At 68.5% G+C, this 22,583-nt stretch carries 28 protein-coding genes; 12 read left to right on the top strand and 16 right to left on the bottom strand.

Going from position 1 to position 22,583, the window contains the following annotated elements; all coding sequences use genetic code 11:
* Positions 1-189: serine dehydratase beta chain (locus AX730_RS03985; protein WP_332307600.1), on the bottom strand; the 189-nt coding region annotated here is incomplete at its 3' end.
* 77 nt (positions 190-266) lie between these two features.
* On the opposite strand from AX730_RS03985, the gene AX730_RS03980 reads away from it, so the two are divergent.
* Together AX730_RS03980 and AX730_RS03975 are read left to right on the top strand one after the other, a co-directional pair.
* Positions 267-494 carry a glutaredoxin family protein gene (locus tag AX730_RS03980; protein ID WP_062352288.1) on the top strand — a complete coding sequence of 76 codons (228 nt, stop codon included), beginning with the start codon at positions 267-269 and terminating at the stop codon, positions 492-494.
* 94 nt (positions 495-588) lie between these two features.
* Positions 589-1,194, top strand: coding sequence for a hypothetical protein (locus AX730_RS03975; RefSeq protein ID WP_062352284.1), 606 nt, complete (start codon positions 589-591; stop codon positions 1,192-1,194).
* A 24-nt stretch (positions 1,195-1,218) separates the two neighbouring features.
* Here AX730_RS03975 and AX730_RS03970 read toward each other — a convergent pair whose 3' ends face one another.
* Genes AX730_RS03970 through AX730_RS03955 form a run of 4 tightly spaced genes read right to left on the bottom strand, consistent with a single transcriptional unit; the run spans position 1,219 to position 3,888 of the window.
* The gene (locus tag AX730_RS03970; protein ID WP_198147017.1) at positions 1,219-2,097 is read right to left on the bottom strand and encodes an alpha/beta hydrolase; all 879 of its coding nucleotides are present in this window, start codon (positions 2,095-2,097) and stop codon (positions 1,219-1,221) included.
* A gap of 12 nt (positions 2,098-2,109) precedes the next feature.
* Positions 2,110-2,670 carry a YceI family protein gene (locus AX730_RS03965; protein WP_062352281.1) on the bottom strand — a complete coding sequence of 187 codons (561 nt, stop codon included), beginning with the start codon at positions 2,668-2,670 and terminating at the stop codon, positions 2,110-2,112.
* The gene (locus AX730_RS03960; RefSeq protein WP_083537705.1) at positions 2,657-3,280 is read right to left on the bottom strand and encodes a cytochrome b; all 624 of its coding nucleotides are present in this window, start codon (positions 3,278-3,280) and stop codon (positions 2,657-2,659) included. The genes AX730_RS03965 and AX730_RS03960 overlap by 14 nt, the downstream gene beginning before the upstream one ends.
* Complete coding sequence (locus AX730_RS03955) at positions 3,277-3,888, bottom strand: YceI family protein (protein WP_157074091.1); 612 nt, start codon at positions 3,886-3,888, stop codon at positions 3,277-3,279. The genes AX730_RS03960 and AX730_RS03955 overlap by 4 nt, the downstream gene beginning before the upstream one ends.
* Before the next feature lie 161 nt (positions 3,889-4,049).
* Here AX730_RS03955 and AX730_RS03950 point away from each other — a divergent pair, with 161 nt between their 5' ends.
* Together AX730_RS03950 and AX730_RS03945 are read left to right on the top strand one after the other, a co-directional pair.
* Positions 4,050-7,628 (top strand): hybrid sensor histidine kinase/response regulator, encoded by a 3,579-nt coding sequence (locus AX730_RS03950; protein ID WP_062352315.1) that lies wholly within the window; start codon positions 4,050-4,052, stop codon positions 7,626-7,628.
* Positions 7,625-8,593, top strand: a complete 969-nt coding sequence (locus tag AX730_RS03945) for a hypothetical protein (protein WP_157074090.1) — start codon at positions 7,625-7,627, stop codon at positions 8,591-8,593. Before AX730_RS03950 ends, AX730_RS03945 begins: the two co-directional genes overlap by 4 nt.
* Before the next feature lie 5 nt (positions 8,594-8,598).
* Here AX730_RS03945 and AX730_RS03940 read toward each other — a convergent pair whose 3' ends face one another.
* Genes AX730_RS03940 through AX730_RS03915 form a run of 6 tightly spaced genes read right to left on the bottom strand, consistent with a single transcriptional unit; the run spans position 8,599 to position 12,764 of the window.
* Complete coding sequence (locus tag AX730_RS03940) at positions 8,599-9,081, bottom strand: hypothetical protein (protein ID WP_062352273.1); 483 nt, start codon at positions 9,079-9,081, stop codon at positions 8,599-8,601.
* A gap of 4 nt (positions 9,082-9,085) precedes the next feature.
* The gene (locus AX730_RS03935; RefSeq protein WP_062352270.1) at positions 9,086-9,721 is read right to left on the bottom strand and encodes a hypothetical protein; all 636 of its coding nucleotides are present in this window, start codon (positions 9,719-9,721) and stop codon (positions 9,086-9,088) included.
* 30 nt (positions 9,722-9,751) lie between these two features.
* A complete protein-coding gene (gene hemE / locus AX730_RS03930; RefSeq protein WP_062352267.1) occupies positions 9,752-10,822 on the bottom strand; it encodes a uroporphyrinogen decarboxylase in 1,071 nt (356 codons plus the stop codon).
* A 19-nt stretch (positions 10,823-10,841) separates the two neighbouring features.
* Positions 10,842-11,096, bottom strand: coding sequence for a WGR domain-containing protein (locus AX730_RS03925; RefSeq protein ID WP_062352263.1), 255 nt, complete (start codon positions 11,094-11,096; stop codon positions 10,842-10,844).
* A gap of 25 nt (positions 11,097-11,121) precedes the next feature.
* The gene (aroB, locus tag AX730_RS03920) at positions 11,122-12,225 is read right to left on the bottom strand and encodes a 3-dehydroquinate synthase (RefSeq protein ID WP_062352260.1); all 1,104 of its coding nucleotides are present in this window, start codon (positions 12,223-12,225) and stop codon (positions 11,122-11,124) included.
* Complete coding sequence (locus tag AX730_RS03915; protein WP_062352257.1) at positions 12,222-12,764, bottom strand: shikimate kinase; 543 nt, start codon at positions 12,762-12,764, stop codon at positions 12,222-12,224. The genes aroB and AX730_RS03915 overlap by 4 nt, the downstream gene beginning before the upstream one ends.
* Positions 12,765-12,873: 109 nt before the next feature.
* On the opposite strand from AX730_RS03915, the gene AX730_RS03910 reads away from it, so the two are divergent.
* Positions 12,874-13,077: a dodecin family protein gene (locus AX730_RS03910; protein ID WP_062352254.1), complete on the top strand. Its 204-nt coding sequence runs from the start codon at positions 12,874-12,876 to the stop codon at positions 13,075-13,077.
* A 102-nt stretch (positions 13,078-13,179) separates the two neighbouring features.
* On the opposite strand, the gene AX730_RS03905 is transcribed toward AX730_RS03910, so the two are convergent.
* Positions 13,180-14,013 (bottom strand): kinase, encoded by an 834-nt coding sequence (locus tag AX730_RS03905; RefSeq protein WP_232310174.1) that lies wholly within the window; start codon positions 14,011-14,013, stop codon positions 13,180-13,182.
* A 32-nt stretch (positions 14,014-14,045) separates the two neighbouring features.
* Between AX730_RS03905 and pdxH the strand changes: the two genes are divergently transcribed.
* Together pdxH and AX730_RS03895 are read left to right on the top strand one after the other, a co-directional pair.
* Positions 14,046-14,648 carry a pyridoxamine 5'-phosphate oxidase gene (gene pdxH / locus AX730_RS03900; RefSeq protein WP_062352248.1) on the top strand — a complete coding sequence of 201 codons (603 nt, stop codon included), beginning with the start codon at positions 14,046-14,048 and terminating at the stop codon, positions 14,646-14,648.
* Between the two features lie 100 nt (positions 14,649-14,748).
* Positions 14,749-15,546, top strand: coding sequence for a cobalamin-binding protein (locus tag AX730_RS03895; RefSeq protein WP_062352245.1), 798 nt, complete (start codon positions 14,749-14,751; stop codon positions 15,544-15,546).
* A gap of 115 nt (positions 15,547-15,661) precedes the next feature.
* Here the strand turns inward: AX730_RS03895 and AX730_RS03890 are convergent, their stop codons facing one another.
* Genes AX730_RS03890 through AX730_RS03875 form a run of 4 tightly spaced genes read right to left on the bottom strand, consistent with a single transcriptional unit; the run spans position 15,662 to position 18,277 of the window.
* Positions 15,662-16,114 (bottom strand): DUF4426 domain-containing protein, encoded by a 453-nt coding sequence (locus AX730_RS03890; RefSeq protein WP_062352241.1) that lies wholly within the window; start codon positions 16,112-16,114, stop codon positions 15,662-15,664.
* Between the two features lie 43 nt (positions 16,115-16,157).
* Complete coding sequence (gene proC / locus AX730_RS03885) at positions 16,158-17,000, bottom strand: pyrroline-5-carboxylate reductase (protein WP_062352238.1); 843 nt, start codon at positions 16,998-17,000, stop codon at positions 16,158-16,160.
* 10 nt (positions 17,001-17,010) lie between these two features.
* Positions 17,011-17,583 carry a hypothetical protein gene (locus AX730_RS03880; protein ID WP_062352235.1) on the bottom strand — a complete coding sequence of 191 codons (573 nt, stop codon included), beginning with the start codon at positions 17,581-17,583 and terminating at the stop codon, positions 17,011-17,013.
* Between the two features lie 10 nt (positions 17,584-17,593).
* Positions 17,594-18,277: a YggS family pyridoxal phosphate-dependent enzyme gene (locus AX730_RS03875; RefSeq protein WP_062352232.1), complete on the bottom strand. Its 684-nt coding sequence runs from the start codon at positions 18,275-18,277 to the stop codon at positions 17,594-17,596.
* Between the two features lie 98 nt (positions 18,278-18,375).
* Between AX730_RS03875 and AX730_RS03870 the strand changes: the two genes are divergently transcribed.
* The 5 genes from AX730_RS03870 (at position 18,376) to AX730_RS03850 (ending at position 22,537) form a co-directional block, all read left to right on the top strand.
* The gene (locus tag AX730_RS03870; RefSeq protein WP_062352229.1) at positions 18,376-19,413 is read left to right on the top strand and encodes a type IV pilus twitching motility protein PilT; all 1,038 of its coding nucleotides are present in this window, start codon (positions 18,376-18,378) and stop codon (positions 19,411-19,413) included.
* Between the two features lie 63 nt (positions 19,414-19,476).
* On the top strand, positions 19,477-20,607 hold the full coding sequence (locus AX730_RS03865; protein ID WP_062352226.1) for a PilT/PilU family type 4a pilus ATPase: 1,131 nt from the start codon (positions 19,477-19,479) through the stop codon (positions 20,605-20,607).
* Between the two features lie 113 nt (positions 20,608-20,720).
* Complete coding sequence (locus AX730_RS03860) at positions 20,721-21,107, top strand: glutaredoxin family protein (protein WP_062352223.1); 387 nt, start codon at positions 20,721-20,723, stop codon at positions 21,105-21,107.
* A gap of 114 nt (positions 21,108-21,221) precedes the next feature.
* Entirely contained in the window at positions 21,222-21,677 is a 456-nt protein-coding gene (locus AX730_RS03855) for a DUF805 domain-containing protein (RefSeq protein WP_083537704.1), read from the top strand.
* A gap of 110 nt (positions 21,678-21,787) precedes the next feature.
* On the top strand, positions 21,788-22,537 hold the full coding sequence (locus tag AX730_RS03850) for a YitT family protein (RefSeq protein ID WP_083537703.1): 750 nt from the start codon (positions 21,788-21,790) through the stop codon (positions 22,535-22,537).
* Positions 22,538-22,583 lie beyond the last annotated feature (46 nt).

Genomic DNA, 22,583 nt, shown 5'->3' with positions numbered 1-22,583 from the left:
GCCGTGGCCGCGGCCGGTCAGGGCCAGCGAGCCGAACACCTCGGCGCGGATGCGCGCCACGTCCTGCAGGCGGCCGGCATCGACCAGCCAGCGGCCCACGAAGCGCGCGGCCGCGCGCATCGGACCCACCGTATGCGAAGAGCTGGGACCGATGCCGATCTTGAACAGGTCGAACGTGCTGACTGCCATGCTGCAAAAACCGCCATCGAAAAAAGGCCGCTATTCTAAGCACGTAGACGCCACATGCCCTTCACCCCTCAGCCACGATGCCCCTGATCCTCTACCAGCGCGACGACTGCCACCTGTGCGACCTGGCACTCGACATCCTCGCGCACGCACGCATTCCCGAGTTCGAAAGCGTTTTCATCGACGACGACGATGCGCTGGAAGCGCGCTACGGCATCCGCGTCCCTGTGTTGCATCGCAGCGACACCGGTGCGGAACTCGGCTGGCCGTTCGATGCCGATGCAGTGAGTGCGTTCCTGCGGACCTGAAGCTGTCCGTCAGCGCAATGGACGATAGCGCCCGCGGCAGGCGATCCGCCGGATCACGTTAGGCTTGCCTGGCCCTGTATGGCGAGGATGTCCGATGGCGTCGATGCGATGGCTACGGTGGGTGCCGCTAACGATCCTGGCGGCCATGCCGCCGGCGACGGCGGGCCGGACCGGGGAGGGTGACGAGGCGCTTCAGCGCATGCACGGCGAGTTCGTCGAGGCCTTCGTGGACAGCGAGGGTTTCGGGAAGCGGCGCGTGACGCCGATGATGCAACGCATGCGGCACTACCAGTTCGCCGGGGTCGGCGATGACGGACGGTGCGTGCTCGACGTGGAACTGGTCGGCGTCGCCCGTCACGATCCCGCGGTCGTCCACGTCGCGCACTTCATGGGATTCCAGCATCGCGACGACGATGCCGCTGCCTTCGTACCACCGACGCGTACCCGTGGCCTGCAGGCATGGGAGCGCGAGGCATTGTCCACCTTGGTGGCCGGTAGCGGAATGGTGGTGCGCGAAACGCCGACCGGCACGCGTGCAATGGGTGCCATCCGTGCGCGTCCGGCATGCCTGGCCTGCCACGACGATCGTCGTGAGGGGGACGTCCTGGGCGCCCTCAGCTATGGACTGGGGCGCCTCGCGACACCTGCGCAAGCAGAGGGGGCGCCTTACTGCCGGCCCGAGCGCGTCACGTCGTCGTAAACCACGCCTTGGTGTTGATCGCGATCAGCGTGCGGGCTCGTCCAGCTGTCGATCCAGGAAACCGATCACGCGATCGGCATAACCGGCGGGATCATGCGCCTGGAAATCCACGTGAGCAGCGTCGGGCAACAACCAGAAGGACTTCGGCGCGTTCGCGCGTTCGTACATCGCGCGCGATTCGGCCGGCAGCGTATGCGTATCGCGTCCGCCCGCGACCAGCAACACGGGCGCGCCTAGACCCGCAATGCGCGTGATGGGCGACAGCTGGTCTACCGGAATGCCGAGCCGGATCTCCGCCTGCATGGCCAGCAATGGGGAAAGCCGTGCGGCGGTGTCGCCTAGTCGCATCGCGATGCGGTTGCGGATGGCCTGACGCGCGTCCGAATACACGGCCTCCAGCACCACGGCGTCGAAGCCGCTCGGCTGCGGCCCCAGCAGCACCGAGGCACCGCCCAGCGATACACCGATGACGGCGCGTTTCTCGCCGGGACGTTGCTGCTGCATCCAGTCTCGCGCGGCGGTAACAGCAGCGGCTTCACGCCATCCGAGCGTGATCGCATCGCCGCGGCTTTCGCCATGCGCTGGAAGGTCGACGAGCAACACCGCGTACCCATGTTGCGACAACAGCCTGGCGCGCCCCCGCATCGCGCGACGGTCCGAGCGGATGCCATGCAACAGCAGCACGCTGGCGCGGCCTGGTTCGCCTGCGATCCACCAGCCCGCAACAGGCGGGGCCTGCGGGACGGCGATGCTTACCTCGCGCGCGTGGAGATCCGCGGGCGGCGGTCCGACCACCGCGGGACGTGGTGCTACGAGGGTGCCGCCCAACCACCACAGGCCGGCTGCACCGGCCGCGCACAGCAGCAGGGCGGCGACGCTGAGACGAATCAGCAGGCGTCGCACGCGCATCCGCAGTTACTTCGCCGGCTTCAACACGACCTTGGTGCTGATCGCCACGTCGTTCGGGATCGTCGACGTGTCGGCCCAGTCGCCGCCACCGACGCCGAAGTCCAGGCGCTTCACCGTGGCCTTGCCGGCCAGCACGGGCTGCGCCCCCGGCGTCCACGTGAAGGTCAGCGTGACCGGCTTGCTGACGCCACGCAGCGACAGCGTGCCGTCGGCGGCGTACTGGTTGCCGCCCAGTGAACGGAACTTCGTCGCGGTGTAACGCGCCTGAGCGAACTTGGCCACGTTGAAGAAGTCGGCCGACACCAGCGTGCCGTCGCGATCGCCGTTGCCGGTCTGCGTGCCGGCGAGCTGGATGGCGACATCGAGCTTGCTGGTCGCGAGCTGCTTCGGATCGAAGCTCATCGTGGTGGCGAAGCCGCCGAACTTGCCGGTGAAGGTTTCACCCTGGTAGTTGCTGGCGAAGACCAGCGTGGAGCCGGGCGCCTGCACGTAGTCGGCCGCCATGGCCGGCGCGGTGGCCAGCAACAAAGAAGCGAGCGCCAGGCGCACGCGGTCACGGGTGTTCATCGGGGGAATCCTGTGGGGTGGGGGAAGAAGAAAGCGGTGCGGCGGCGGGAATCGCCACTGCAGCGCGACGTCCCGGCAACATGCGACGCAGCGTGGCGTCGCCCTGGAACAGGTGGTGGTACAGCGCGGCGCCGGCATGCGCCAGCACCAGCACCACCAGCACCCAGAACAGCAGCTCATGCGCGCCCTCGGCGGCTTCATGCACGCCGTCGTTGCGGCCGGTGATCGCCGGCAGGTTGAACAGCTTGAACCACTGCAGCGGATAGCCGGCGGACGAGTTCAGTACCCAGCCCGACAGCGGGATGGCGAACAGCAGCGCATACAGGAAGAAGTGCGTCACCGAGGCGATGCGCTGCTGCCAGGTCGGCGTACCGGCGACCGGTGCGGGCGCGCCGGCGTAGACACGCCACAGCACGCGCAGCACGACCAGCGCGAGGATGGTCAGGCCGATCGACTTATGCAGCGCATAGATATTGATCTTGCGCGGCCCGTTGGGCAGGTCGCCCATGGTCAGGCCCAGGTAGGCCATCACCAGGATCAGCACGACGATGGTCCAGTGGAAGAGTTGGCTGACGGCGCCCCAGCGGTCGTCGGTGTTCTTCAGGTTCATGGCGTCGGCTCCTGAGTGGATGGGGAAGGCGGGGTGGCCACGTCGTCGTCGGCCTTGCCGTCGTAGGTGGCTTCGGCTTCGATGCGTAGTTCGACCTCGTCGCCGATCACCGACTTCCACGCGGTGATGCCGAAATCGGCGCGGCTGATCTTCGTGCTGGCGGAGAAGCCGACGGTGCGCCGGAACGGCGGCATCGGATGGCGCTTGATGGCGTTGAGGGTGACGTCGAGGACGACCTCGCGCGTTACCCCGCGCAGGCTGAGGTCGCCGACCACGCGCGCATGCATCGCGTCGACCGGCTCCACGCGGGTGGAGACGAAGCGCGCCTCCGGATGCCCTTCGGCATCGAGCAGCGACTTCGCCAGGGTGGCCTTGTTCCAGTCGGCGTCGCCCAGGTCGATGCGTGCGACCGGCACGCGGACGTCGACGCGCGCACGCGCCCAGTCGTCCGGATCGAACACCAGCGTGCCGGTGCTGCCGGAGACCGTGCCGATGGCGTTCGAGAAGGCGGCATGCGAAATGGCGAACATCACCCGCGTGTGCACGGGGTCCAGCCGGTACTCCGCACGCGTGTCCCGTGCGGATGCAGCCAACGGCAGCATGGCCATCAGGCAGCAGATGCGCAGCAACAAGCGGCGGGCGGTCGATCCGGGCATGGGGACGGATTCTAGGGGCCGGCCCATGAAGATACCCCGCTTGCACGTGCAACGGTCCGTTGCGACGATGCCCGACGGGGTAGCCAGGGAACGAGGGGCGGGCAGGAATGGTGATGCGTGCGTGGTGGCTGTTGCTGTTCTGCCTGCTGTGCGCACCCGCGCCCGCGGCGGTCCCCGAGATCCCGCGCTTCCGCCTGCTGGGTGCTGGCGACGGCTTGCCCTCCACGACGATTCCCGCGCTCGCGCGCGACCGTGCCGGCCATCTGTGGGTCGCGACCTGGGATGGCCTGGCGCGCTACGACGGTGTCGGGTTCAAGGTCTGGCGGCATGATCCCGCCGATCCAACATCGTTGCCCGGCAACGTCGTGCAGGCGCTGCATATCGACGCCGCCGACCGGATCTGGGTAGGGACCGAGAGTGGCGGCCTCAGCATGATGGACGTCGACCGTCGCGGCTTTCGCCACTACCGCAAAGCCGATCATCCCGGGATGGGCAGCGACGACGTGTTCGCGATCGCCAGTCGTGGCGACGACGTGTGGTTCGGCACGTTCGGCGGTGGCCTGCACCGGCTGGCCGCCGATGCGCGCATCACCCGCTTTGCGGCGGCCACGGAAGGCACCGACGGCCTGCCATCGGACAACGTGCTGTCGCTGGCCTTCGATGCGAAGGGCGTGCTGTGGATCGGCACGATGGGCGGCCTGGCCCGCTACGAGGGCGGACAACTGCGTCGCCTGGCGCTGCCGGGTGGCGATGGCCTGATCATTTATTCGGTCACGGCCGACGCGAACACCGTCTGGGTGGGGGCGTCCGATGGCGTGCATCGATGGTCGCCGGAGGGCGGCTGGATGTCGCCGCCGTGGTCGCCGATGTTCGCGCGGCCGAATGCGTTGATCGCGATGACCAGCGATGGTCAGGGCGAGTACTGGCTGGCCAGCCAGGGCGGCCTGTGGCGCACGGAAGGCGATCACGCGCCGGCGCCGGTGAACTACGACACCCAGAGCGTGGGCATCGGCCGCGTGCTGCAGACGGTACTCGCCTTGCCCGATGGCGGCCTGTGGGTGCCGGTGCCGACACGCGGGCTCGCCTACCTGCGTTCGGACTGGCGGCGCATCGCCGCGTTCTCGTCGGCGCAGGGCTTGGGTGGCGGTTTGTATCGCGGCCTGTCGCAGGCCGGTGCCGATGGCCTGTGGGTCGCCAGCAGCACCGGCAAAGTCGAACGGCTGGACACGCGGGGTGGCCACGTGGCGCCGTTGCCGCACCATGCGGCGCTGCTCGGCGAACTGCGGCTGACATCGGTACGCGAGGACCGCCGCGGACAGCTGTGGATCGGTCACCGCAATGGCCTGATCCGGACCGATCCGAAGACGGGCGCGCTGGTGCAGTGGGGGCATGACGGCGATGACGCAGTGCCGGACAACACCTCGATCGACTGGCTGGTCGAAGCGCGCGACGACACCCTTTGGCTGGTCACCCAGATGGGCAGCGTGCAGCAGCGCGATGCCGTCAGCGGTCGCGTACTGCGCACGATCGTCAAGCAGGAGGACGGCAGCGGGCTGCCCGACATCGAGAGCCTGGCGGTCGCGCCCGACGGGCGCGTCTGGTTGGGCGGTGCGGCCGGCATGATGGTGTGGGACGCGGTGGCAGGGCGTTTCGTCGCGGTGGGCGCGATGGGTGGCGAACGCGTCTACGCCTTCGCCTTCGAACACGCGGATCGCCTCTGGCTGCACCGCATGTCGGGGGTGGAAGCCTGGCGGCGTGCGGATGGCCGCTGGTCGCGCGAACGACGGATCGGTGCGGCCGATGGCCTGCCGGCGGTCGAGTCCACCGGACTGGCCGTGGACCCGCAGCGCCGGGTGTGGCTGGGCACGCGGCGCGGACTGTTTCGCATCGATCCGAACCTGAGCGGATCGCGCGCGCTGCTGCGCAACTTCGGTGTGCGCGAAGGCCTGCTGAGCCAGGAGCTCAACGATCGCGGCCTGCTGATGACGGTGGACGGCCTGCTGGCGACGACCGCCGCCGATGGGTCGGTCGCGCTGCTCGATACGCATCTGCCGGATCCCAAACCGGTCACGCCGAACCTGGTGCTGGACAGCCTGCAGGTGAGCCGCGGCGACGGTGTGCTGCCCCTGCGGCTCGACGAGCGCCTGGAACTGCAGCCCGACGACCACGAACTGCTGGTCGGCACCCGCCTGCTCAGCTACGAGAATCCGCTCGGCAACCGGTATCGCTCGCTGTTGGAAGGTTTCGACAGTGGCTGGGTCGACCAGGGCGCCACCGGTGAACGGGTGTTCTCCGCGCTGACGCCCGGACGCTACCGCCTGCGGGTGCAGGCCTTCGATGCCGCCGGCAACGCCTCGCGCGAGTTGGTCCTGCAGGTGCACATGCTGCCGCCGTGGTGGCGGAGCACCTGGGGACTGGTGCTGTTCGCCGTGGTGGGCGTGCTGGTGTTGCTGGCGATCGCAGCGGCCTACCGCCGGCGCGTGCGCCGCCGCAGCGCGTGGCAACTGGCCGAGCACAAGCGCGAACTCGCCGAACAGGCATCGCTGGCGAAGACCCGCTTCCTGGCCACGCTCGGCCACGAGATCCGCACGCCGATGACCGGCGTGCTCGGCATGACCGAACTGCTGCAGGCCACCCCGCTGGACGAGCGGCAGAAGGGCTATGCCGACGCGATCCAGCGCGCCGGCACCCACCTGCTGCGGCTGGTCAACGACGCGCTGGACCTGGCGAAGATCGAAGCGGGCAAGCTGGAGCTGCAGCAGGTCGAATTCGATCTGCAAGCCCTCATCGCCGATGTCGTCGCGCTGATGGGGCCGGTGGCGGGCAAGCGCGGGCTCGCCTTCCAGGACGGCGTCACCGCCGGCGTGCCGCACATGGTGCGCGGCGACCCGCTGCGGTTGCGGCAGATCCTGCTCAACCTGCTGGGCAACGCGATCAAGTTCACCGAAACAGGCCACGTCTCGTTGCATGCGATGCCGCTGGTACCGCAGGGCGTGCGGTTGGTCGTCGGCGACACCGGTCCGGGCATCAATGCGGAACAGCAGGCGCGGCTGTTCCGCCGTTTCGAGCAGGCCGAAGGCGCGCAGACGACGGCGCGCTACGGCGGCAGCGGGCTGGGACTGGCGATCTGCCAGGAGCTGGCGCTGGCGATGGGTGGGCGCATCGACGTGGACAGTGCGCCGGGCCGGGGCACGCGGTTTTCCGTCGACCTGCCGGCGCTGCACGCGCTCGCTGGCGATGCCGTGCACGCGGCGCCCGCGCCGGAATCCGTGCAGCCGACCGTGCAGATCGGGTCGCTGGAGATCCTGCTGGTGGAGGACGATGCGACGGTCGCCGACGTCGTGACCGGATTGCTGCGCGCGCGGGGCCATCGGGTGACGCATGCGCCGCACGGACTGGCCGCCCTGGCCGAGGTGGTGTCGACCGAGTTCGACGTGGCCTTCCTCGATCTCGACCTGCCCGGTCTCGACGGCATGGCGCTGGCACGCCAGTTGCGCCTGCAAGGCGTGACCACGCCGCTGATCGCGCTGACCGCGCGCACCGATGCGGAAGCGGAACCGCTTGCGCGCCAGGCCGGTTTCGATGATTTCGTCCGCAAGCCGGTCACCGGCGACATGCTGGCCGAGGCCATCGCCAGGGTGCTGGGCCCGGCGTCCGCCCAGGACAACGGGAATCGGGGAGAGGACGCATGAGCCTGCGACGAAACGGGCATGCCTGCGCCATCGCCTTGGCGATCGCCTGTTCGCTGGCGACACCGTTGGTCTCAGCGCAGTCGCCAGCGGCGAACAGGCCGGCAGAGCGTCCGTTCCTGGGCGGCTTCCTGCAGGAGAGCCGCATCCTGTATCCGTTGACCATCGGCAAGTGGGTCGCCCGCGACGAACACCTGTACGAGCAGGCCGAGGCCGGCGCCTCGGTGCGCTACCAGCATGGCGACCTGCGCGACCGCTGGATCGACGTCTACTTCTACCCGGCCGGCATCGTGCCGGACGAGCGCGTGCGCGAGATGGCAAAAGGGACGGTGGATGGCATCCGGGCGCTGCCCGGCAACGCCGGGCTACCGACGGGTGAACTGGAGGCGTCACGGATCGAGATCGGTAGCGACAAGGACCGCCGGCCGTCCACCGTGTACTCGGCCGGCTTCATGCTCGCCCGCGACGGCAAGCGCTATGCGTCGGCGATGACGCTGCTGGCGAAGGACCTGTACTACCTCAAGGGTCGCTACAGCGGCGAAGAGGCAACGCACACGCCCGAGGGCCTGCATGCGGAACTGAAGGACTTCACGGTCCGACTGGTGCGCGAAAGCCGGCTGTACAGCACGGGGGAGTGCTGGATGCCACCGCCGATCGTGCAGGTCGCCGTGCCGGATCCCAAGGCGCCAGGAGCACTGCTGGACATCGGCAAGGAGGGCACGGCACAGGCGGTCGGATTCGCCGATCGCGTCGAAGCGGTGGATGCCGCGTCAACGCAGGCGAAGCTCACGCAGTTCATGGCATACCGCGCGAGCGGTCGCTGGATCGACGGCTGCCATCCGCCCGAGGACATGACCCCGGACGTGCCCGAGGGCATGCGCGAACTCCGCTTCGAGTACCGGGTGCCACCGGAGCGCAGCGACGGCACCACGCCACGCTTGCGGAGCCCGCGCTCGGGCGTGGGCTGACGCGTTCAGCGCAACCGCTTCAGTTCCATCACGCCGGCGATCGGGTCGTAGTAGAACCAGTCGCTTGCCTGGCCACCGAGCCAGCCTGTCTTGATCCGCGCCGCCAAGGGCACGCGGCACAGCACGCCCAAGCCGTAGTCCTCGCCGGCGGCGGCAGCGGCAGGCGGCGTGTCGGCCAGCAGGTCGTCCAGCGACGCCGGTTTCTGGCCCCAGCTCATGCAGTCGGCATCCGCGCTGCTGTCGGCGGGCCATCCCATGCGGGTCCAGAACGCCTCGCGTCCGCGGGCCTGCAGGCGATGCGCGTCATGGGCCTCGCCATCGGCCGTGCGCACGATGCGCCAGTGTCCGCCGAGGGCTTCCACGGTCCACACGACCTCGTCGGCGTCGTGGGTTGCACCATGGCCATAGTGGCCGGCAAACGTGGCGGGCTCGCTGGCCCGCGCGAACGACGCCGAGGCCAGCAGGCACAGCAGCCGCCAACGGCGCATCGGTTCAGTCCGCCCAGGCTTCGACATACAGCGTGCGACCGGCGTCCTCGCTGTCGGCATGGATCCAGATGCCGCCCGCATCGCCCGCGGGCAGGTAGTAGCCGTCATCGGCCTGCAGCATGGTGCAGGCGGCGGCAGGCGTTTCGTCCGCCAGCGTTCTCGCGAGGCAGCGGTCTTCGACGAAGCGACGGATTGCCGGTCCCGCCGTGGCGAAAGGAACGGCCAGCACGTACTGGTGATCGCCCCATCGCTGCGAATCCATCAATCGCACTTCGGTCACCGGCTGGCCGGCGAACTGCACGCGATCGGCATGCAGTTCGGCGCGCGCGCTGACGGCGGTGAGCGTCTCGCGCTCATCGTCGGCCAGGGTGTCTTCGCAGTCCAGCTCGACGCGCGCAACGCGTGCACGCCATCCCGGCGCCAGTTCGTCGATGCGGCGGGCGCGGATGCGGTCGCAGCCGGGCATCGCGTCCAGGCCGTAAGCGGCGTGTTCGCCGGGCACGACCATCACCAGCGCGGGAAAGTCGCCGCCGGCCACGTGCAGGACGCGTGGCGCGCCCGCGTCCTCGGCACGGACGCGCGCCGCGGCGACCAGCAGCAGGCCGGCGGCGGCGGGGGCAAGCAGGTGGCGGCATTCCATTGCGTCACTCCGGCGGGTGGAACGGGTGCGTCAGCGTGCGCTGTAGGCGTGGACTTCGTCCACCAGCACGGCGACGTGGTCGGGATTCATGTCGGGCGACATGCCGTGGCCCAGGTTGAACACGTGGCCGTCGCGCGAACCGCCGTTGCCGTCGCGGTAGCTGTCCAGGGCGCGGCGCACCTCGCGGCGGATCGCGTCGGGTGAGCCGTACAGCGTGGCCGGGTCCAGGTTGCCCTGCAGCGCCACCTTGCCCTGCGTACGGCGCGCGGCGTCGCCCAGTTCGACCAGCCAGTCCACGCCCACGCCGTCGGCGCCGCTCGCGGCCAGCTCTTCCAGGTAGGCGGCCGTGCCCTTGCCGAACAGGATCAGCGGAGTCTTGTCGGCGCCTTCGCCGCGATTGAGTTCCCGTGCGATGCGCTGCAGGTAGGGCAGCGAGAATTCGCGGTACATCGCCGGGCTCAGCACGCCGCCCCAGGTGTCGAACACCTGCAGCGCCTGCGCGCCGGCCGCGCGCTGTGCAGCCAGATAAGCGATCACCGCATCGGTGTTGACCGACAGCAGGCGATGCAGTGTGTCCGGGTCGTTGAGCGCCATCGCCTTGATGCGGGCGAAGTCCTTGCTGCCGCCGCCTTCGACCATGTAGCAGGCCAGCGTCCACGGGCTGCCGGAAAAACCGATCAGCGGCACCTTGCCGTCCAGCTCGCGGCGGATCACGCGCACCGCGTCCATCACGTAGCGCAGCTCGGTTTCCATGTCCGGCACGCCCAGCTTCGCCGCGTCGGCGGCGCTGCGCACGGTGCGCTCGAACTTCGGGCCTTCGCCCTCGACGAAGTACAGGCCCAGGCCCATTGCGTCGGGAATGGTCAGGATGTCCGAGAACAGGATCGCCGCGTCCAGGTCGAAACGGCGCAGCGGCTGCAGGGTCACCTCGCAGGCGACGTCCGGGTTCTTGGCCATGCCGAGGAAGCTGCCGGCCGCCTTGCGCGTGGCGCGGTACTCCGGCAGGTAGCGGCCGGCCTGGCGCATCAGCCACACGGGCGTGCGATCCACGGGTTCGCGGCGCAGGGCGCGCAGGAAGCGATCGTTCTTCAAGTCGGTCATCGGGGAATCCGGGGGGAAGTTACTTGGGCGCGTCGGCGCCGCGGGCGAACATCAGCTGGAAGCCGCGCTTGAGGTGGCTGTCGCGGGCCTTCTCGAAGGCGGCGTTCGCTTCGTCCTGCAGCAGGTACTGCTCGCGCTTCAGCGCCGCGCGGCCGCCGATCTGTCCGCTTTCGCGCAAGAGCTCCCAGCCGCCGAACAGATCGGGCTGCAGGGTCAGCTGGACGTAGCGGGGGGCTTCGCCCGCATCGGGGCGTTGCTGGAGGAAGACGCGCATGGCGGCATTTTAGCCGGACCGGCTGTCAGGCGGACAGGATCGCCAGCACGCGGGCCTCGTCCACGTCCGGCACCACCTCGGCCTGGCCCAGGCCGCGCCACAGCACCAGGCGCAGGCGGCCGGCCAGGTTCTTCTTGTCCAGGCGCATGCGGGCCAGCAGCGCTTCGGGCGGCAGTCCGGCAGGAATGCGGACCGGCAGGCCGTAGTCCACCAGCAGGCGCTCCAGGCGGTCGGCGTCGGCGGCGGGCGCCATGCCGAGGTCGGCCGACAGCCGCGCGGCCAGCGCCATGCCGACCGAGACCGCTTCGCCATGGTTGAGGTTGTCGTTGCCCACGCCGCCGTAGCCCTGTTCGGTCTCCATGGCATGGCCGAAGGTGTGGCCGAAGTTCAACAGTGCGCGTTCGCCCTTCTCCAGCGGGTCGCGGGCGACGATCTCCGCCTTGTGCTCGCAGCTGGCGGCAATGGCCAGTGCCAGCGCGTCGCCGTCCATCGCCAGCAACGCAGTGCGCTCCTGTTCCAGCCACTGGAAGAAGCGGGCGTCGCGGATCGCGCCGTACTTGATCACCTCCGCCAGCCCGGCACGCAGTTCGCGCGGCGGCAGCGTCTCCAGCGCACCGGTGTCGGCGAACACCGCGCGCGGCGGATGGAACGCGCCGACCAGGTTCTTGCCCTGCGGAATGTCGACGGCGGTCTTGCCGCCGACCGACGAGTCCACCATCGACAGCAGTGTCGTCGGCACCTGCACGCAATCGACGCCGCGCATCCAGCACGCCGCCGCGAAGCCGGCGAGGTCACCGACCACGCCGCCGCCGAGCGCGATCACGCAGGCGTCGCGGGTGGCGCCGAGCGTCGCCAGCGCGTCGATGGCATGGCCGAAGTGGGCCAGCGTCTTCGATTCCTCACCGGCCGGCAGGATGAAGGTGCCGATGGCCAGGTCCGGCCGCGCGGCGTGCAGGGCTTCGCGCACGGTGCCGGCGTACAGCGGCGCGACGATGGAGTCGCTGACCAGCAGCACGTGGCGACCGCGCACGTGCTGCGCCAGCGCGGTGCCGTCGGCCAGCAGGCCGGGGCCGATGGCGATGGAATAGGGGGTTTCGCCGCCGACATCGACGGTACGTGCGTGGCTCATGCGTTCTCTTCGATGGATTGCCAGCGATGCGCCAGCAACTGGGTCAGGCGGGCCGTCGCCTCGGGGGGCGTCAGGCCGTCGGTGTCCAGGGTCAGGTCGGCGACCTCGCGGTAGAGCGGCTCGCGCGCCACCGCCATGTCGTGCAGCACCTGTTCGCGGTCCGGCCGTTGCAGCAGCGGACGGTTGGTGCAGCGGCCGAGGCGCTTCAGCTGGGCCTCCACGCTGACCTGCAGGTAGACCACGTAGCCGCGTTGTTTCATCTGTATCCGATTGTCGGCATCCAGCACGGCACCACCGCCGGTCGAGATCAGCTGGCCGTGCCCGGCCAGCAGTTCGTCCAGGATGGCCTTTTCGCGCTCGCGGAAGCCGGCTTCGCCGACGTGCTCGAACAGCGTGGCGATGCTGGCGCCGGTGCGCTCGACGATGGCCTGGTCCGCGTCCACGAACACCAGCCCGAAGCGCTCGGCCACGCGCTTGCCGATGGAGGTCTTGCCCGCCCCGGTGGGGCCGACCAGGATCAGGTTGGGGGCCGGATTCATGATGGGGGAGATGCTACACCGCCCACCCGCGTGCGTGGCACGGACTTAACGCCGGCGGGACTACGGTGGCCTTCCGGCACCGTGCCGGGCAATCAACGAGGAGTGCGCCATGTCCGTCGCCAAGATCATCGAAGTCAACGCGTCGTCGAAGACCAGCATGGAGGATGCCGTCAAGGTGGGCCTGAAGAAGACCTCGGAAACCGTGAAGAACATCAAGGGCGCCTGGGTCAACGAGATCAAGGTCGTCACCGACGACGGCGGCAACGTGCAGGAGTGGCGCGTCAACCTGCGGATCACCTTCGTGGTGGCGTGAGGCGCAGCGCGGGAATCGATCGCCGCGTGTGGGAGCGACGTAAGTCGCGATGATGTGTCCGGACGCCTTCATCGCGACTTACGTCGCTCCCACAACCTGCCTCTATGCAACGACAGGCCTGCGGTCCTCATCCAGCGGAATCACGCGATCCGCCGTCGCCGGCAGCGTCACCAGCAGATGCCGGCTGGTGCGCTCGTAGTGCTGGATGAACCTGTCCAGCTGCGCCCGGTCCATGCCGCGGCGCGCGGGATCCCGCGCGGCCAGCGCCTGCTCCTGCTGCCAGCGCCAGGTCCGCACGATGTCGAAGCCAGGCGGCTGCAGAAGCCACAGCGCATCGAGGCGCGACCACAGCGCGGGATAATCGCGGCGCAGGGCCTCGTTGCAGTAATGCCGCCAGCGACCGTCCGCATCCTCGTCGCGCTCCAGCGTATTGATCGGCTCCGCCAGCGCCGGGGCCGCTTCGGCCGTCGCGCCCACGCACCAGCCTTCGAACAGCACCAGGTCGACGCGTCCCTGCACGCGTATCCACGCCGCGTCTTCCACGCGGTCGTCGGCCAGCTTGTCGAAGCGCGGCAGTGCGACGTTCTCGCCGGCTTTCAACGCATCCAGCACGCGGCAACCCAGTGCCACGTCGTGCGTGCCGGGCGGACCCCGCGTCGCCAGCAGCGGATGGATCTCGACCGCGAGGCGCTGGCGCTGGGCACGGGTCAGGTACAGGTCGTCGAGCGACAGCACCGCCACGCGCATGCCTTCCGCCTCCGCACGCGCGGCGATCTGCGCGGCCAGCGTCGATTTGCCACTGCCTTGCAGGCCGCTGATGGCGAACACCGGCGTGCGGACCGGCCGCGCGCGCGCGGCGGCCAGTGCCTCGGCGACGAACGTGTCGGGAAAGCCATCGGGATGCGTTGCCTGTGTCATCGCGCGACAATAGCGCATGCCCGAGGTGCGGGCGCTGCCCCGACGATGTCATGACCGACCTGTACGCCGAAGCCCTGTCCACGTTCGCTGCGCTGTTCGATGAAGCGAAGGCCGCGGGCACCGAAGTCGAACCGAACGCGATGACCGTCGCGACCGCCACGACGGACGGCCGTCCCTCCGCGCGCACCGTGCTGCTGAAGGCATTCGACGAACGCGGCTTCGTCTTCTACACGCATACGCACAGCCAGAAGGGTCGTGACCTGCACGACAACCCGCACGCCGCGCTGCTGTTCCTGTGGCGCAGTCTGCGCGAGGCCGGCATCCAGGTACGCCTGGAAGGCATGGTGGCATCGGTCAGCAATGCCGAGGCCGATGCCTATTTCGCCTCGCGTCCACGCCAGAGCCAGCTCGGCGCGTGGGCGTCGATCCAGTCTGAGACGCTGGATTCGCACGAGGCCTTCGAGGCGCGCATGGCCGAGGTGGAAGCGCGCTTCGCCGACCGCGATGTCCCGCGTCCCGACGGCTGGAGCGGCTACCGGGTGGCGCCGGAGGCGATCGAGTTCTGGTACGGCGCGCAGTTCCGACTGCACGAGCGCTGGCGCTACGAGCGCGGTGCCGCTGGTGCGTGGGGCAAACGGATGCTGTTTCCGTGAGGGATACCTCGTGTCCTTGTGGGAGCGACGTCAGTCGCGAGCTTTTCCTGCAGAGCCAAGAGCTCGCGACTGACGTCGCTCCCACAGTGGGTACGTCGCCATGACCGGTCCGCGACGCATTGTCTGCCTGACCGAGGAGCCGACCGAGACGCTGTACGCGCTCGGTGAGCAGGACCGCATCGTCGGCATCAGCGGCTTCACCGTGCGTCCGCCACAGGCGCGCAAGGAAAAGCCGAAGGTCAGTGCGTTCACCAGCGCCAAGATCGGCGAAATCCTGAAGCTGCAGCCGGACCTGGCCATCGGCTTCTCTGATATCCAGGCCGATATCGCCGCCGAACTGGTGCGGCAGGGCGTCGAGGTGTGGATCAGCAACCACCGCAGCGTGGACGGCATCGTCGACTACGTGCGGCGGCTGGGTGCGCTGGTCGGCGCTGCGGCCCGCGCGAACGACTATGCCGACGCGCTGCAGCGCGGGCTGGACGAGGTACGTGCGCAGGCCGCGCGGCTGCCGCGCCGGCCGACGGTCTACTTCGAGGAGTGGGACGAGCCGCAGATCACCGGCATCCGCTGGGTATCGGAGCTGATCGGCATCGCCGGGGGCGACGATGTCTTTCCGGAGATGGCGAAGGAATCGCTGGCCAAGCACCGCATCCTCGCCGACGGCAGCGAAGTGGTCCGCCGCGCGCCCGACATCATCCTCGGCTCGTGGTGCGGCAAGAAGTTCCGACCCGACCGCGTCGCCGCGCGTCCCGGCTGGGACGCCATTCCGGCGGTGCGCGACGGCGAACTGCACGAAATCAAGTCGCCGCTGATCCTGCAGCCCGGCCCGGCGGCGCTGACCGATGGCGTACAGGCGATCGCGGCGATCATCCAGCGATGGGCATCGCGCCATCGTTGAGGCGGTTCTCCATGTACGGATGGTCTGACGTGGGAGCGACGTAAGTCGCGATGAAGCACCGCGGTGGCCTATCGCGACTTACGTCGCTCCCACAACGGGCCAGTGCTGCGAGGTCTCAGAAATTCCGCTGGAACTTCACCGTTTCCGTGCGCCCACCCGACGTCACCACCACCTCGAAGCGGTAGGAGTCGCGTGGCGAGATGCGCGCGGTGCCGATGTGGTCCATGTAGCCGCCGGCATCCACCTTGCGCAGCGTGATGGCCTGTCGCGCGCCGGACAGGTCGTGCGCGCTGACGATGACGTCGCCGTCCGCATCGACCTCCTCACCGCCTGCCACCTTGCGCAGCGCCACCAACACGAGCGCCGTGCCCGCATCACGAGGCACGCCGTACTCCCTGGCGACGGCTTCGCTCAGCGACAGCGTCGGCAAGGCGTTGTAGCGCACGCGCAGGTCGCCGAAGTCCGCCTCGGCCGGCGTCGCCTGCACGAACTCGGCAGTGCGTGGTGCTTCACCGCCCGAGCAGGCGGCCAGCAGGGCGGCGGTCAGCAGCAAGACGATCCGTTTCATGGGCAGGCCTCGGCGTGAACGGTGGAAGGATCGGCGCGCCGCATCACTCGTTCGCCGCCGACAGTTCGCCGCCACGCACCGTCGCCGCATGCACGGCCTTCGCCACCAGGGCTTCGAAGCCGCCGGCCCGGAACGTCTCGATGGCGGCCTGCGTGGTGCCGTTCGGCGAGGTGACGCGGCGGCGGAGTTCGGCGGGCGGCTCGCCGCTTTCGGTCAGCATCCGTGCCGCGCCCAGGATGGTCTGCAGGACCAGCGTGCGTGCCGCCTCGTCGGAAAGCCCCTCGACCTTCGCGGCGTTTTCCATTGCCTCGGCCAGCAGAAAGACATAAGCAGGGCCGCTGCCGGACACACCGGTGACGGCGTCCATCTTGGCCTCGGTGTCGATCCACACGGTCGGACCGGCGGCGGACAGCAGCAGTTCGGTGCGCTGGCGGCCGGCGTCGTCGACCTCCTCGCTGGCGAGCAGTCCGGTGACGCCGGCGCCGAGCAGCGCCGGGGTGTTCGGCATGCTGCGAACGACCGGCATGCCGCCACCCAGCCAGCGTTGCATCTGCGTGGTGGTGATGCCGGCGGCGATCGAGATGGCCAGCGGCCGCTGTGCCTGTGCCAGCGGCGACAGGGTTTCGCACACCGTGCGCATCACCTGCGGCTTCACCGCGAACAGCCAGGTGTCGGCGCCATGCGCGGCATCGCTGGCGTCGGTGAACACCTGCACGCCGAAGTCCGCGGCCAGCGCGGCGCGTAGCGCGTCGGCGGGTTCGGCCACGCGGATGCGCGACGGATCGGCGCCGCGCTTGATCAGGCCGCCGATCAGGCTGCGCGCCATGTTGCCGCCGCCGATGAAGGCGAGGGGATGCGTCAGCAGGGGGGCGTGGGAAGCGGTCATGGCGGGCTCGTCAGGAAAGCGTGGGAAAGGGTACGCCGGGCACGCGGGCCTCGAAGCGGTGTTGGAGGGCATCGTCGCCGGCGTAGGTCAGGGCGATGTCGCCCGACCAGGTGATGTCGAAGCGGTCGCTGTCGCCGACGCGCTGGAAGGCGATGCGATGGTTGGCCACGCTGTCGTGGCCGAGCAGGTAGAGATGGAAGGCAAGTTCATCCAGTTCGATGCCGTCCAGCGTGCCGCCGGCAATCGCGTCGACTTCGAATGTCCGGCCATCCAGCCACGCGGGCGTGAATGCAGCGACGGGACAGAGGGCGAAGCCGCCGTCCTCGTCCCAGAACGTCGAGGACAGCGTGCAGCGGTGGTAGTTGCCCCAGACGCCGGGGGCCTCCCAGCTGCTGTCGTGGTCCTCGTCGTCGTTCCCGTCAAGCTCGATATCGCGCTCGGCGTAGTAGGCCGCGCTGCGCAGGTGCAGGTCGCACCACACCACGCCATCGGCCACGCGCGCAGTCCATGCAAATTCCGTCAGCGCGTGGCCCTCCGGCCAGGGATTGCCGGGGAAGTGGATGCGGCCTTGCACGTCGTCCATACGAAACACCTCAGGGCGAGTGTGCGGGTCGCGCGCCGAACAGCGCTGTGCCGATCCGGACCATCGTCGCGCCATCCGCGATCGCCTCGGCGAAATCACCGCTCATGCCCATCGACAGGGTATCGATGCCCGGGAACCGCGCGGCCAGGGCGTCCTGCAGGGTCTTCATGCGCCTGAACGCCACGGCGCGCGCGGCCGGGTCCGGATGCGGTGCGGGGATCGCCATCAGCCCGCGCAGCCGCAGGGTCGGTGCGGCCACGATGGCCTCGGCCAGTGCGGGGATCTCGTCCGGATCACAGCCGTGCTTGCTGGCCTCGTCGTCGATGTTGACCTGGATCAGCACGTTCAACGGCGGCAGGTCAGTGGGGCGATACCGTGACAGCGCGCCTATCAATTTGTGACGGTCTACCGTTTGCACCCAGTCGAACAGGCGCGCGGCGATGTCGGCCTTGTTCGATTGCAGGTGACCGATGAGATGCCATTCCAGCCCCATGCCGGCCAGTTCGCCGATCTTGGCCTGGGCTTCCTGCACGTAGTTTTCGCCGAACGCGCGCTGGCCGGCGCGGGCCAATGCGGCCACGGCGGTGGTAGGTTGCAGCTTCGACACGGCCAGCAGCGCGGGCACTGGCCGATGTGCGTCATTCGCTGCGTTTTCAAGGCGTTGCAGGGTCTCGCTGAGGGTGTCGGCGAGCATCTTCTTCCAACCATTGGCGGGAACGGCAAGGGCGCTATACTGCCCTTCGGGGAAGTAACGTTCCAGTTTCGTTCGCAGCAACTTGGGGAAGCAGCGTCATGGATATCGCGGAACTCTTGGCGTTCTCGGTAAAGAACAAAGCATCCGACCTCCACCTCTCGGCCGGCCTGCCGCCGATGATCCGCGTGGACGGCGACGTGCGCCGCATCAACATCCCGGCGCTGGATCACAAGCAGGTGCACGCGCTGGTCTACGACATCATGTCGGACAAGCAGCGTCGCGACTTCGAAGAGTTCCTCGAGGTCGACTTCTCGTTCGAGATCCCGTCGCTGGCGCGCTTCCGCGTCAACGCGTTCAACCAGAACCGCGGCGCCGGCGCCGTCTTCCGTACCATTCCCTCGGAAGTGCTGACGCTGGAAGACCTCGGCTGCCCGCCGCTGTTCCGCGAGCTGATCCAGCAGCCGCAGGGCCTGATCCTGGTCACCGGCCCGACCGGTTCGGGCAAGTCGACCACGCTGGCGGCGATGATCGACCACATCAACAAGAACGAATACGGCCACATCCTCAGCGTCGAGGACCCGATCGAATTCGTGCATACCTCGCAGAAGTGCCTGATCAACCAGCGCGAAGTGCATCGCGATACGCACGGCTTCAACGAAGCGCTGCGTTCGGCGCTGCGTGAAGACCCCGACTACATCCTGGTCGGCGAGTTGCGCGACCTGGAAACCATCCGCCTGGCGCTGACCGCCGCGGAAACCGGCCACCTGGTGTTCGCCACCCTGCACACCAGCTCGGCGGCCAAGACCATCGACCGCATCATCGACGTGTTCCCCGCCGGCGAAAAGCCGATGGTCCGCTCGATGCTGTCCGAATCGCTGCGCGCGGTCATCTCGCAGGCGCTGCTGAAGAAGATCGGCGGCGGTCGCACCGCCGCGTGGGAAATCATGGTCGGCACCCCGGCCATCCGCAATCTGATCCGCGAGGACAAGGTGGCGCAGATGTACTCGGCCATCCAGACCGGCCAGAACTACGGAATGATGACGCTGGACCAGCACCTGCAGGACCTGGTGAAGCGCAGCCTCATCACGCGCCAGCAGGCCAAGGAATACGCCAAGGAAAAGCGCCTGTTCGAGTAAGGGCGACGGGGTGCCGCTCCGCGCGAGCGCCCCGCGTCTCCTCCCGTCTCCCGGAGCATCGCCATGAGCACCATCGACTTCACCTCCTTCCTCAAGCTGATGGCGCACCAGAAGGCGTCGGACCTGTTCATCACGTCCGGCATGCCGCCGTCCATCAAGGTGCACGGCAAGATCTCGCCGATCACGCAGACGCCGCTGACGTCGCAGCAGTCGCGCGACCTGGTACTCAACGTGATGACGCCGGCGCAGCGCGAGGAGTTCGAAAAGACCCACGAGTGCAACTTCGCCATCGGCGTGGCCGGCGTGGGCCGCTTCCGTGTCAGCTGCTTCTACCAGCGCAACCAGGTCGGCATGGTGCTGCGTCGCATCGAGACGCGCATCCCCACCATCGAAGAGCTGAACCTGCCACCGGTCATCAAGACGCTGGCCATGACCAAGCGCGGCATCATCCTGTTCGTCGGCGCCACCGGCACCGGCAAGTCCACCTCGCTGGCGGCGATGATCGGCTACCGCAACCAGAACTCGACCGGGCACATCATCACGATCGAGGATCCGATCGAGTTCGTGCACAAGCACGAGGGCTGCATCATCACCCAGCGCGAAGTCGGCATCGACACCGACAGCTGGGAAGCCGCGCTGAAGAACACGCTGCGCCAGGCGCCGGACGTCATCATGATCGGCGAGGTGCGTACCCGCGAGGGCATGGATCACGCCATCGCCTTCGCCGAAACCGGCCACCTTGTGCTGTGCACGCTGCACGCCAACAACGCCAACCAGGCGATGGACCGCATCATCAACTTCTTCCCGGAAGACCGGCGCCAGCAGCTGCTGATGGACCTGTCGCTGAACCTCAAGGGCGTGGTCGCACAGCAGCTGATCCCCACGCCGGATGGCAAGGCGCGCCGCGTGGCGATGGAAATCCTGCTGGGCACGCCGCTGGTGCAGGACTACATCCGCGACGGCGAGGTGCACAAGCTGAAGGAAATCATGAAGGAGTCCACCAACCTCGGCATGAAGACCTTCGACCAGGCCCTGTTCGAGCTGTACCAGGCCGGCGAGATCAGCTACGAGGACGCCCTGCGCTTCGCCGACTCGCAGAACGAAGTGCGCCTGCGCATCAAGCTGGCCCAGGGCGGCGACGCCCGCACGCTGGCGCAGGGTCTGGACGGCGTGGAGATCGCGGAAGTCCGCTGATCCGGCCGTGGGATTCAAGGACTGGAAGGGGCGGGCGACCGCCCCTTTTCTGTAGGCAGTGAACCGCGGGCCCAAGGCGTGGGCCGGATGCAGCAGTACTTCATGGAGGAAGCATGTCGCGTACGTTCCTGATCCTGGTTTCGATCCTGGCGGCACTGGGTGCCGGGCACCACGCCTGGAAGCGCATCAAGGCGCACCTGGAGGCGTCGATGATGGATGCCGCGATCGTCGAATCCTCCCGCAACTCGGTCCTGGTCTACGGTCGCGACGGCTGTGGCTACACCCGGCAGATGCTCGCCTCCCTGCAGAGCCGCAACATTCCGGTCACCTACGTCGATCTTGATCTTCCCCATGCGAGCAGCGCATTCCACGAGAGGTTCGACGGCACGGGACTGGCAGGCCCTCGCGGTTATGCGCTCCCTGTCGTCGAAGTGGACGGGGAAGTCAGCATGCGGCCGACGCCCGATGTCGTGGCGTACCACTTCCAGACCCGGGATTGATCCGGCAACGAATGCACAGGTCGCTCCGGACGCCTGATCCAGCACGCATCCGTCCGGGGCTGCGCTACCATCCCGGCCAACGGCGAGGACGCCGGTAGAGCCGGAAGGGGAGCCATGACACGGATTTCCGAAGAGGCGGCGCCAGTGCGCCATGACGCGACGGCCACCCGTCCGCCGTATGGAAGGATCGGACGGCTGCGCTACCTGATCTGGCTCTGCGCCATCTACCTGGTCATCCAGGTGATGAGCGTCGTGTGGCCGCTGTGGATCGCCTCCCTCCTGGGCGGGCTTGGATGCTATGCGGTAGCAACGGTACGCCGGGTCCGCGACCTGGGCCTGTCCAGCTGGTTCGCACTGCTGCTCGGCTTGCCGCTCGTCAGCCTGGTCCTGCTGGTACTGCCGGGCACGCGCTCGTCCAACCGCCATGGGGAAGCGCCACGGCCTGCCTCCCGCAAGGAGTGGGTACTCGCGCTTGTCCTGCTGGTCACGACGCTTGTGTTGCTGGTCGTCACGTGGATCGTCGTGATCGGTCCGGCCTGGGCGCACTACGGTGCGGCGACGGCTGCCTGAGCGGGTCGCGCCGCGTCCCTTTCCCTGTTTGCACCGCTGCGTCTTGCGGCCGCAGCCCACGTTGTGAGTAGCGACCCAGGCGCCGGGCTAAATGCATGGACACTTCGTCCATGCCAGCTGGCGCGGCCTTCGTGGGAAAATCCCGGTGTCCCCGGCCATGTCCGGGTGTGGATCCTGCCGTGCCCCCGCAAACCTCCTCCCGTTCCGAACCGGACGCGGCGTTGCCGCGCGACGCCGACCGTGCTGATCGACCGCACCCTGTGCGCCGTGCGCGGCACAGCCTGGTCGAAGACATCCAGGGCCTGACGATCGCGGCGGCGGTCAGTGCGTTGGGCATGAGTATCTTCGCCGCGGGCGGGATGATGCTGGGTGGCATGGCCGGCGTGTCGTTGCTGCTGCATTACGCCACCGGCTGGCCGTTCGGCGTGCTGTTCGTGCTGGTCAACCTGCCGTTCTATGTGCTGTCGATGCGCAGGATGGGGTGGGAGTTCACCCTGAAGACCTTCCTCGCCGTCGGCATCACCGGTTTCGTCGCGGACATGCTGCCGCGACTGGCGGAATTCGCCTTCATTACCCCGGTCTACTCGGCCGTGTTCGGGGGCGCGCTGGTCGGCATGGGCATCCTGTCCTTCATCCGCCACCGCGCGAGCCTCGGCGGGCTGGGCATCCTCGCGATCTACCTGCAACAACGCAGGGGATGGAGTGCGGGCAAGGTGCAGATGGCGTTCGATACCTGCCTCATGCTGGCGGCGTTGACTGTCCTCGAGCCGTCGAAGGTGGCGTGGTCGGCGCTGGGGGCGCTGGTGCTCAACCTGGTGCTGTACTTCAACCACCGTCCCGGTCGCTATATGGGCGTCTGAGGCACGGCGCCGCGCGTGCTGCACGACCTCCGGCACGCCAAAGAAG

The sequence above is a fragment of the Pseudoxanthomonas mexicana genome, from assembly GCF_001556105.1.
Lineage (GTDB): Bacteria > Pseudomonadota > Gammaproteobacteria > Xanthomonadales > Xanthomonadaceae > Pseudoxanthomonas_A > Pseudoxanthomonas_A mexicana_A.
This window is presented reverse-complemented; position numbering and strand designations above follow the sequence as displayed.

What these genes read in the sequence shown, in the direction of transcription:
- AX730_RS03980 (WP_062352288.1), top strand. Translation starts at nt 267, where the DNA reads ATGCCCCTGATCCTCTACCAGCGCGACGACTGCCACCTGTGCGACCTG.
- AX730_RS03975 (WP_062352284.1), top strand. Translation starts at nt 589, where the DNA reads ATGGCGTCGATGCGATGGCTACGGTGGGTGCCGCTAACGATCCTGGCG.
- AX730_RS03965 (WP_062352281.1), bottom strand. Translation starts at nt 2,670, where the DNA reads ATGAACACCCGTGACCGCGTGCGCCTGGCGCTCGCTTCTTTGTTGCTG.
- AX730_RS03960 (WP_083537705.1), bottom strand. Translation starts at nt 3,280, where the DNA reads ATGAACCTGAAGAACACCGACGACCGCTGGGGCGCCGTCAGCCAACTC.
- AX730_RS03955 (WP_157074091.1), bottom strand. Translation starts at nt 3,888, where the DNA reads ATGGCCATGCTGCCGTTGGCTGCATCCGCACGGGACACGCGTGCGGAG.
- AX730_RS03950 (WP_062352315.1), top strand. Translation starts at nt 4,050, where the DNA reads ATGCGTGCGTGGTGGCTGTTGCTGTTCTGCCTGCTGTGCGCACCCGCG.
- AX730_RS03945 (WP_157074090.1), top strand. Translation starts at nt 7,625, where the DNA reads ATGAGCCTGCGACGAAACGGGCATGCCTGCGCCATCGCCTTGGCGATC.
- AX730_RS03940 (WP_062352273.1), bottom strand. Translation starts at nt 9,081, where the DNA reads ATGCGCCGTTGGCGGCTGCTGTGCCTGCTGGCCTCGGCGTCGTTCGCG.
- AX730_RS03935 (WP_062352270.1), bottom strand. Translation starts at nt 9,721, where the DNA reads ATGGAATGCCGCCACCTGCTTGCCCCCGCCGCCGCCGGCCTGCTGCTG.
- hemE (WP_062352267.1), bottom strand. Translation starts at nt 10,822, where the DNA reads ATGACCGACTTGAAGAACGATCGCTTCCTGCGCGCCCTGCGCCGCGAA.
- AX730_RS03925 (WP_062352263.1), bottom strand. Translation starts at nt 11,096, where the DNA reads ATGCGCGTCTTCCTCCAGCAACGCCCCGATGCGGGCGAAGCCCCCCGC.
- aroB (WP_062352260.1), bottom strand. Translation starts at nt 12,225, where the DNA reads ATGAGCCACGCACGTACCGTCGATGTCGGCGGCGAAACCCCCTATTCC.
- AX730_RS03915 (WP_062352257.1), bottom strand. Translation starts at nt 12,764, where the DNA reads ATGAATCCGGCCCCCAACCTGATCCTGGTCGGCCCCACCGGGGCGGGC.
- AX730_RS03910 (WP_062352254.1), top strand. Translation starts at nt 12,874, where the DNA reads ATGTCCGTCGCCAAGATCATCGAAGTCAACGCGTCGTCGAAGACCAGC.
- AX730_RS03905 (WP_232310174.1), bottom strand. Translation starts at nt 14,013, where the DNA reads ATGCGCTATTGTCGCGCGATGACACAGGCAACGCATCCCGATGGCTTT.
- pdxH (WP_062352248.1), top strand. Translation starts at nt 14,046, where the DNA reads ATGACCGACCTGTACGCCGAAGCCCTGTCCACGTTCGCTGCGCTGTTC.
- AX730_RS03895 (WP_062352245.1), top strand. Translation starts at nt 14,749, where the DNA reads ATGACCGGTCCGCGACGCATTGTCTGCCTGACCGAGGAGCCGACCGAG.
- AX730_RS03890 (WP_062352241.1), bottom strand. Translation starts at nt 16,114, where the DNA reads ATGAAACGGATCGTCTTGCTGCTGACCGCCGCCCTGCTGGCCGCCTGC.
- proC (WP_062352238.1), bottom strand. Translation starts at nt 17,000, where the DNA reads ATGACCGCTTCCCACGCCCCCCTGCTGACGCATCCCCTCGCCTTCATC.
- AX730_RS03880 (WP_062352235.1), bottom strand. Translation starts at nt 17,583, where the DNA reads ATGGACGACGTGCAAGGCCGCATCCACTTCCCCGGCAATCCCTGGCCG.
- AX730_RS03875 (WP_062352232.1), bottom strand. Translation starts at nt 18,277, where the DNA reads ATGCTCGCCGACACCCTCAGCGAGACCCTGCAACGCCTTGAAAACGCA.
- AX730_RS03870 (WP_062352229.1), top strand. Translation starts at nt 18,376, where the DNA reads ATGGATATCGCGGAACTCTTGGCGTTCTCGGTAAAGAACAAAGCATCC.
- AX730_RS03865 (WP_062352226.1), top strand. Translation starts at nt 19,477, where the DNA reads ATGAGCACCATCGACTTCACCTCCTTCCTCAAGCTGATGGCGCACCAG.
- AX730_RS03860 (WP_062352223.1), top strand. Translation starts at nt 20,721, where the DNA reads ATGTCGCGTACGTTCCTGATCCTGGTTTCGATCCTGGCGGCACTGGGT.
- AX730_RS03855 (WP_083537704.1), top strand. Translation starts at nt 21,222, where the DNA reads ATGACACGGATTTCCGAAGAGGCGGCGCCAGTGCGCCATGACGCGACG.
- AX730_RS03850 (WP_083537703.1), top strand. Translation starts at nt 21,788, where the DNA reads ATGCCAGCTGGCGCGGCCTTCGTGGGAAAATCCCGGTGTCCCCGGCCA.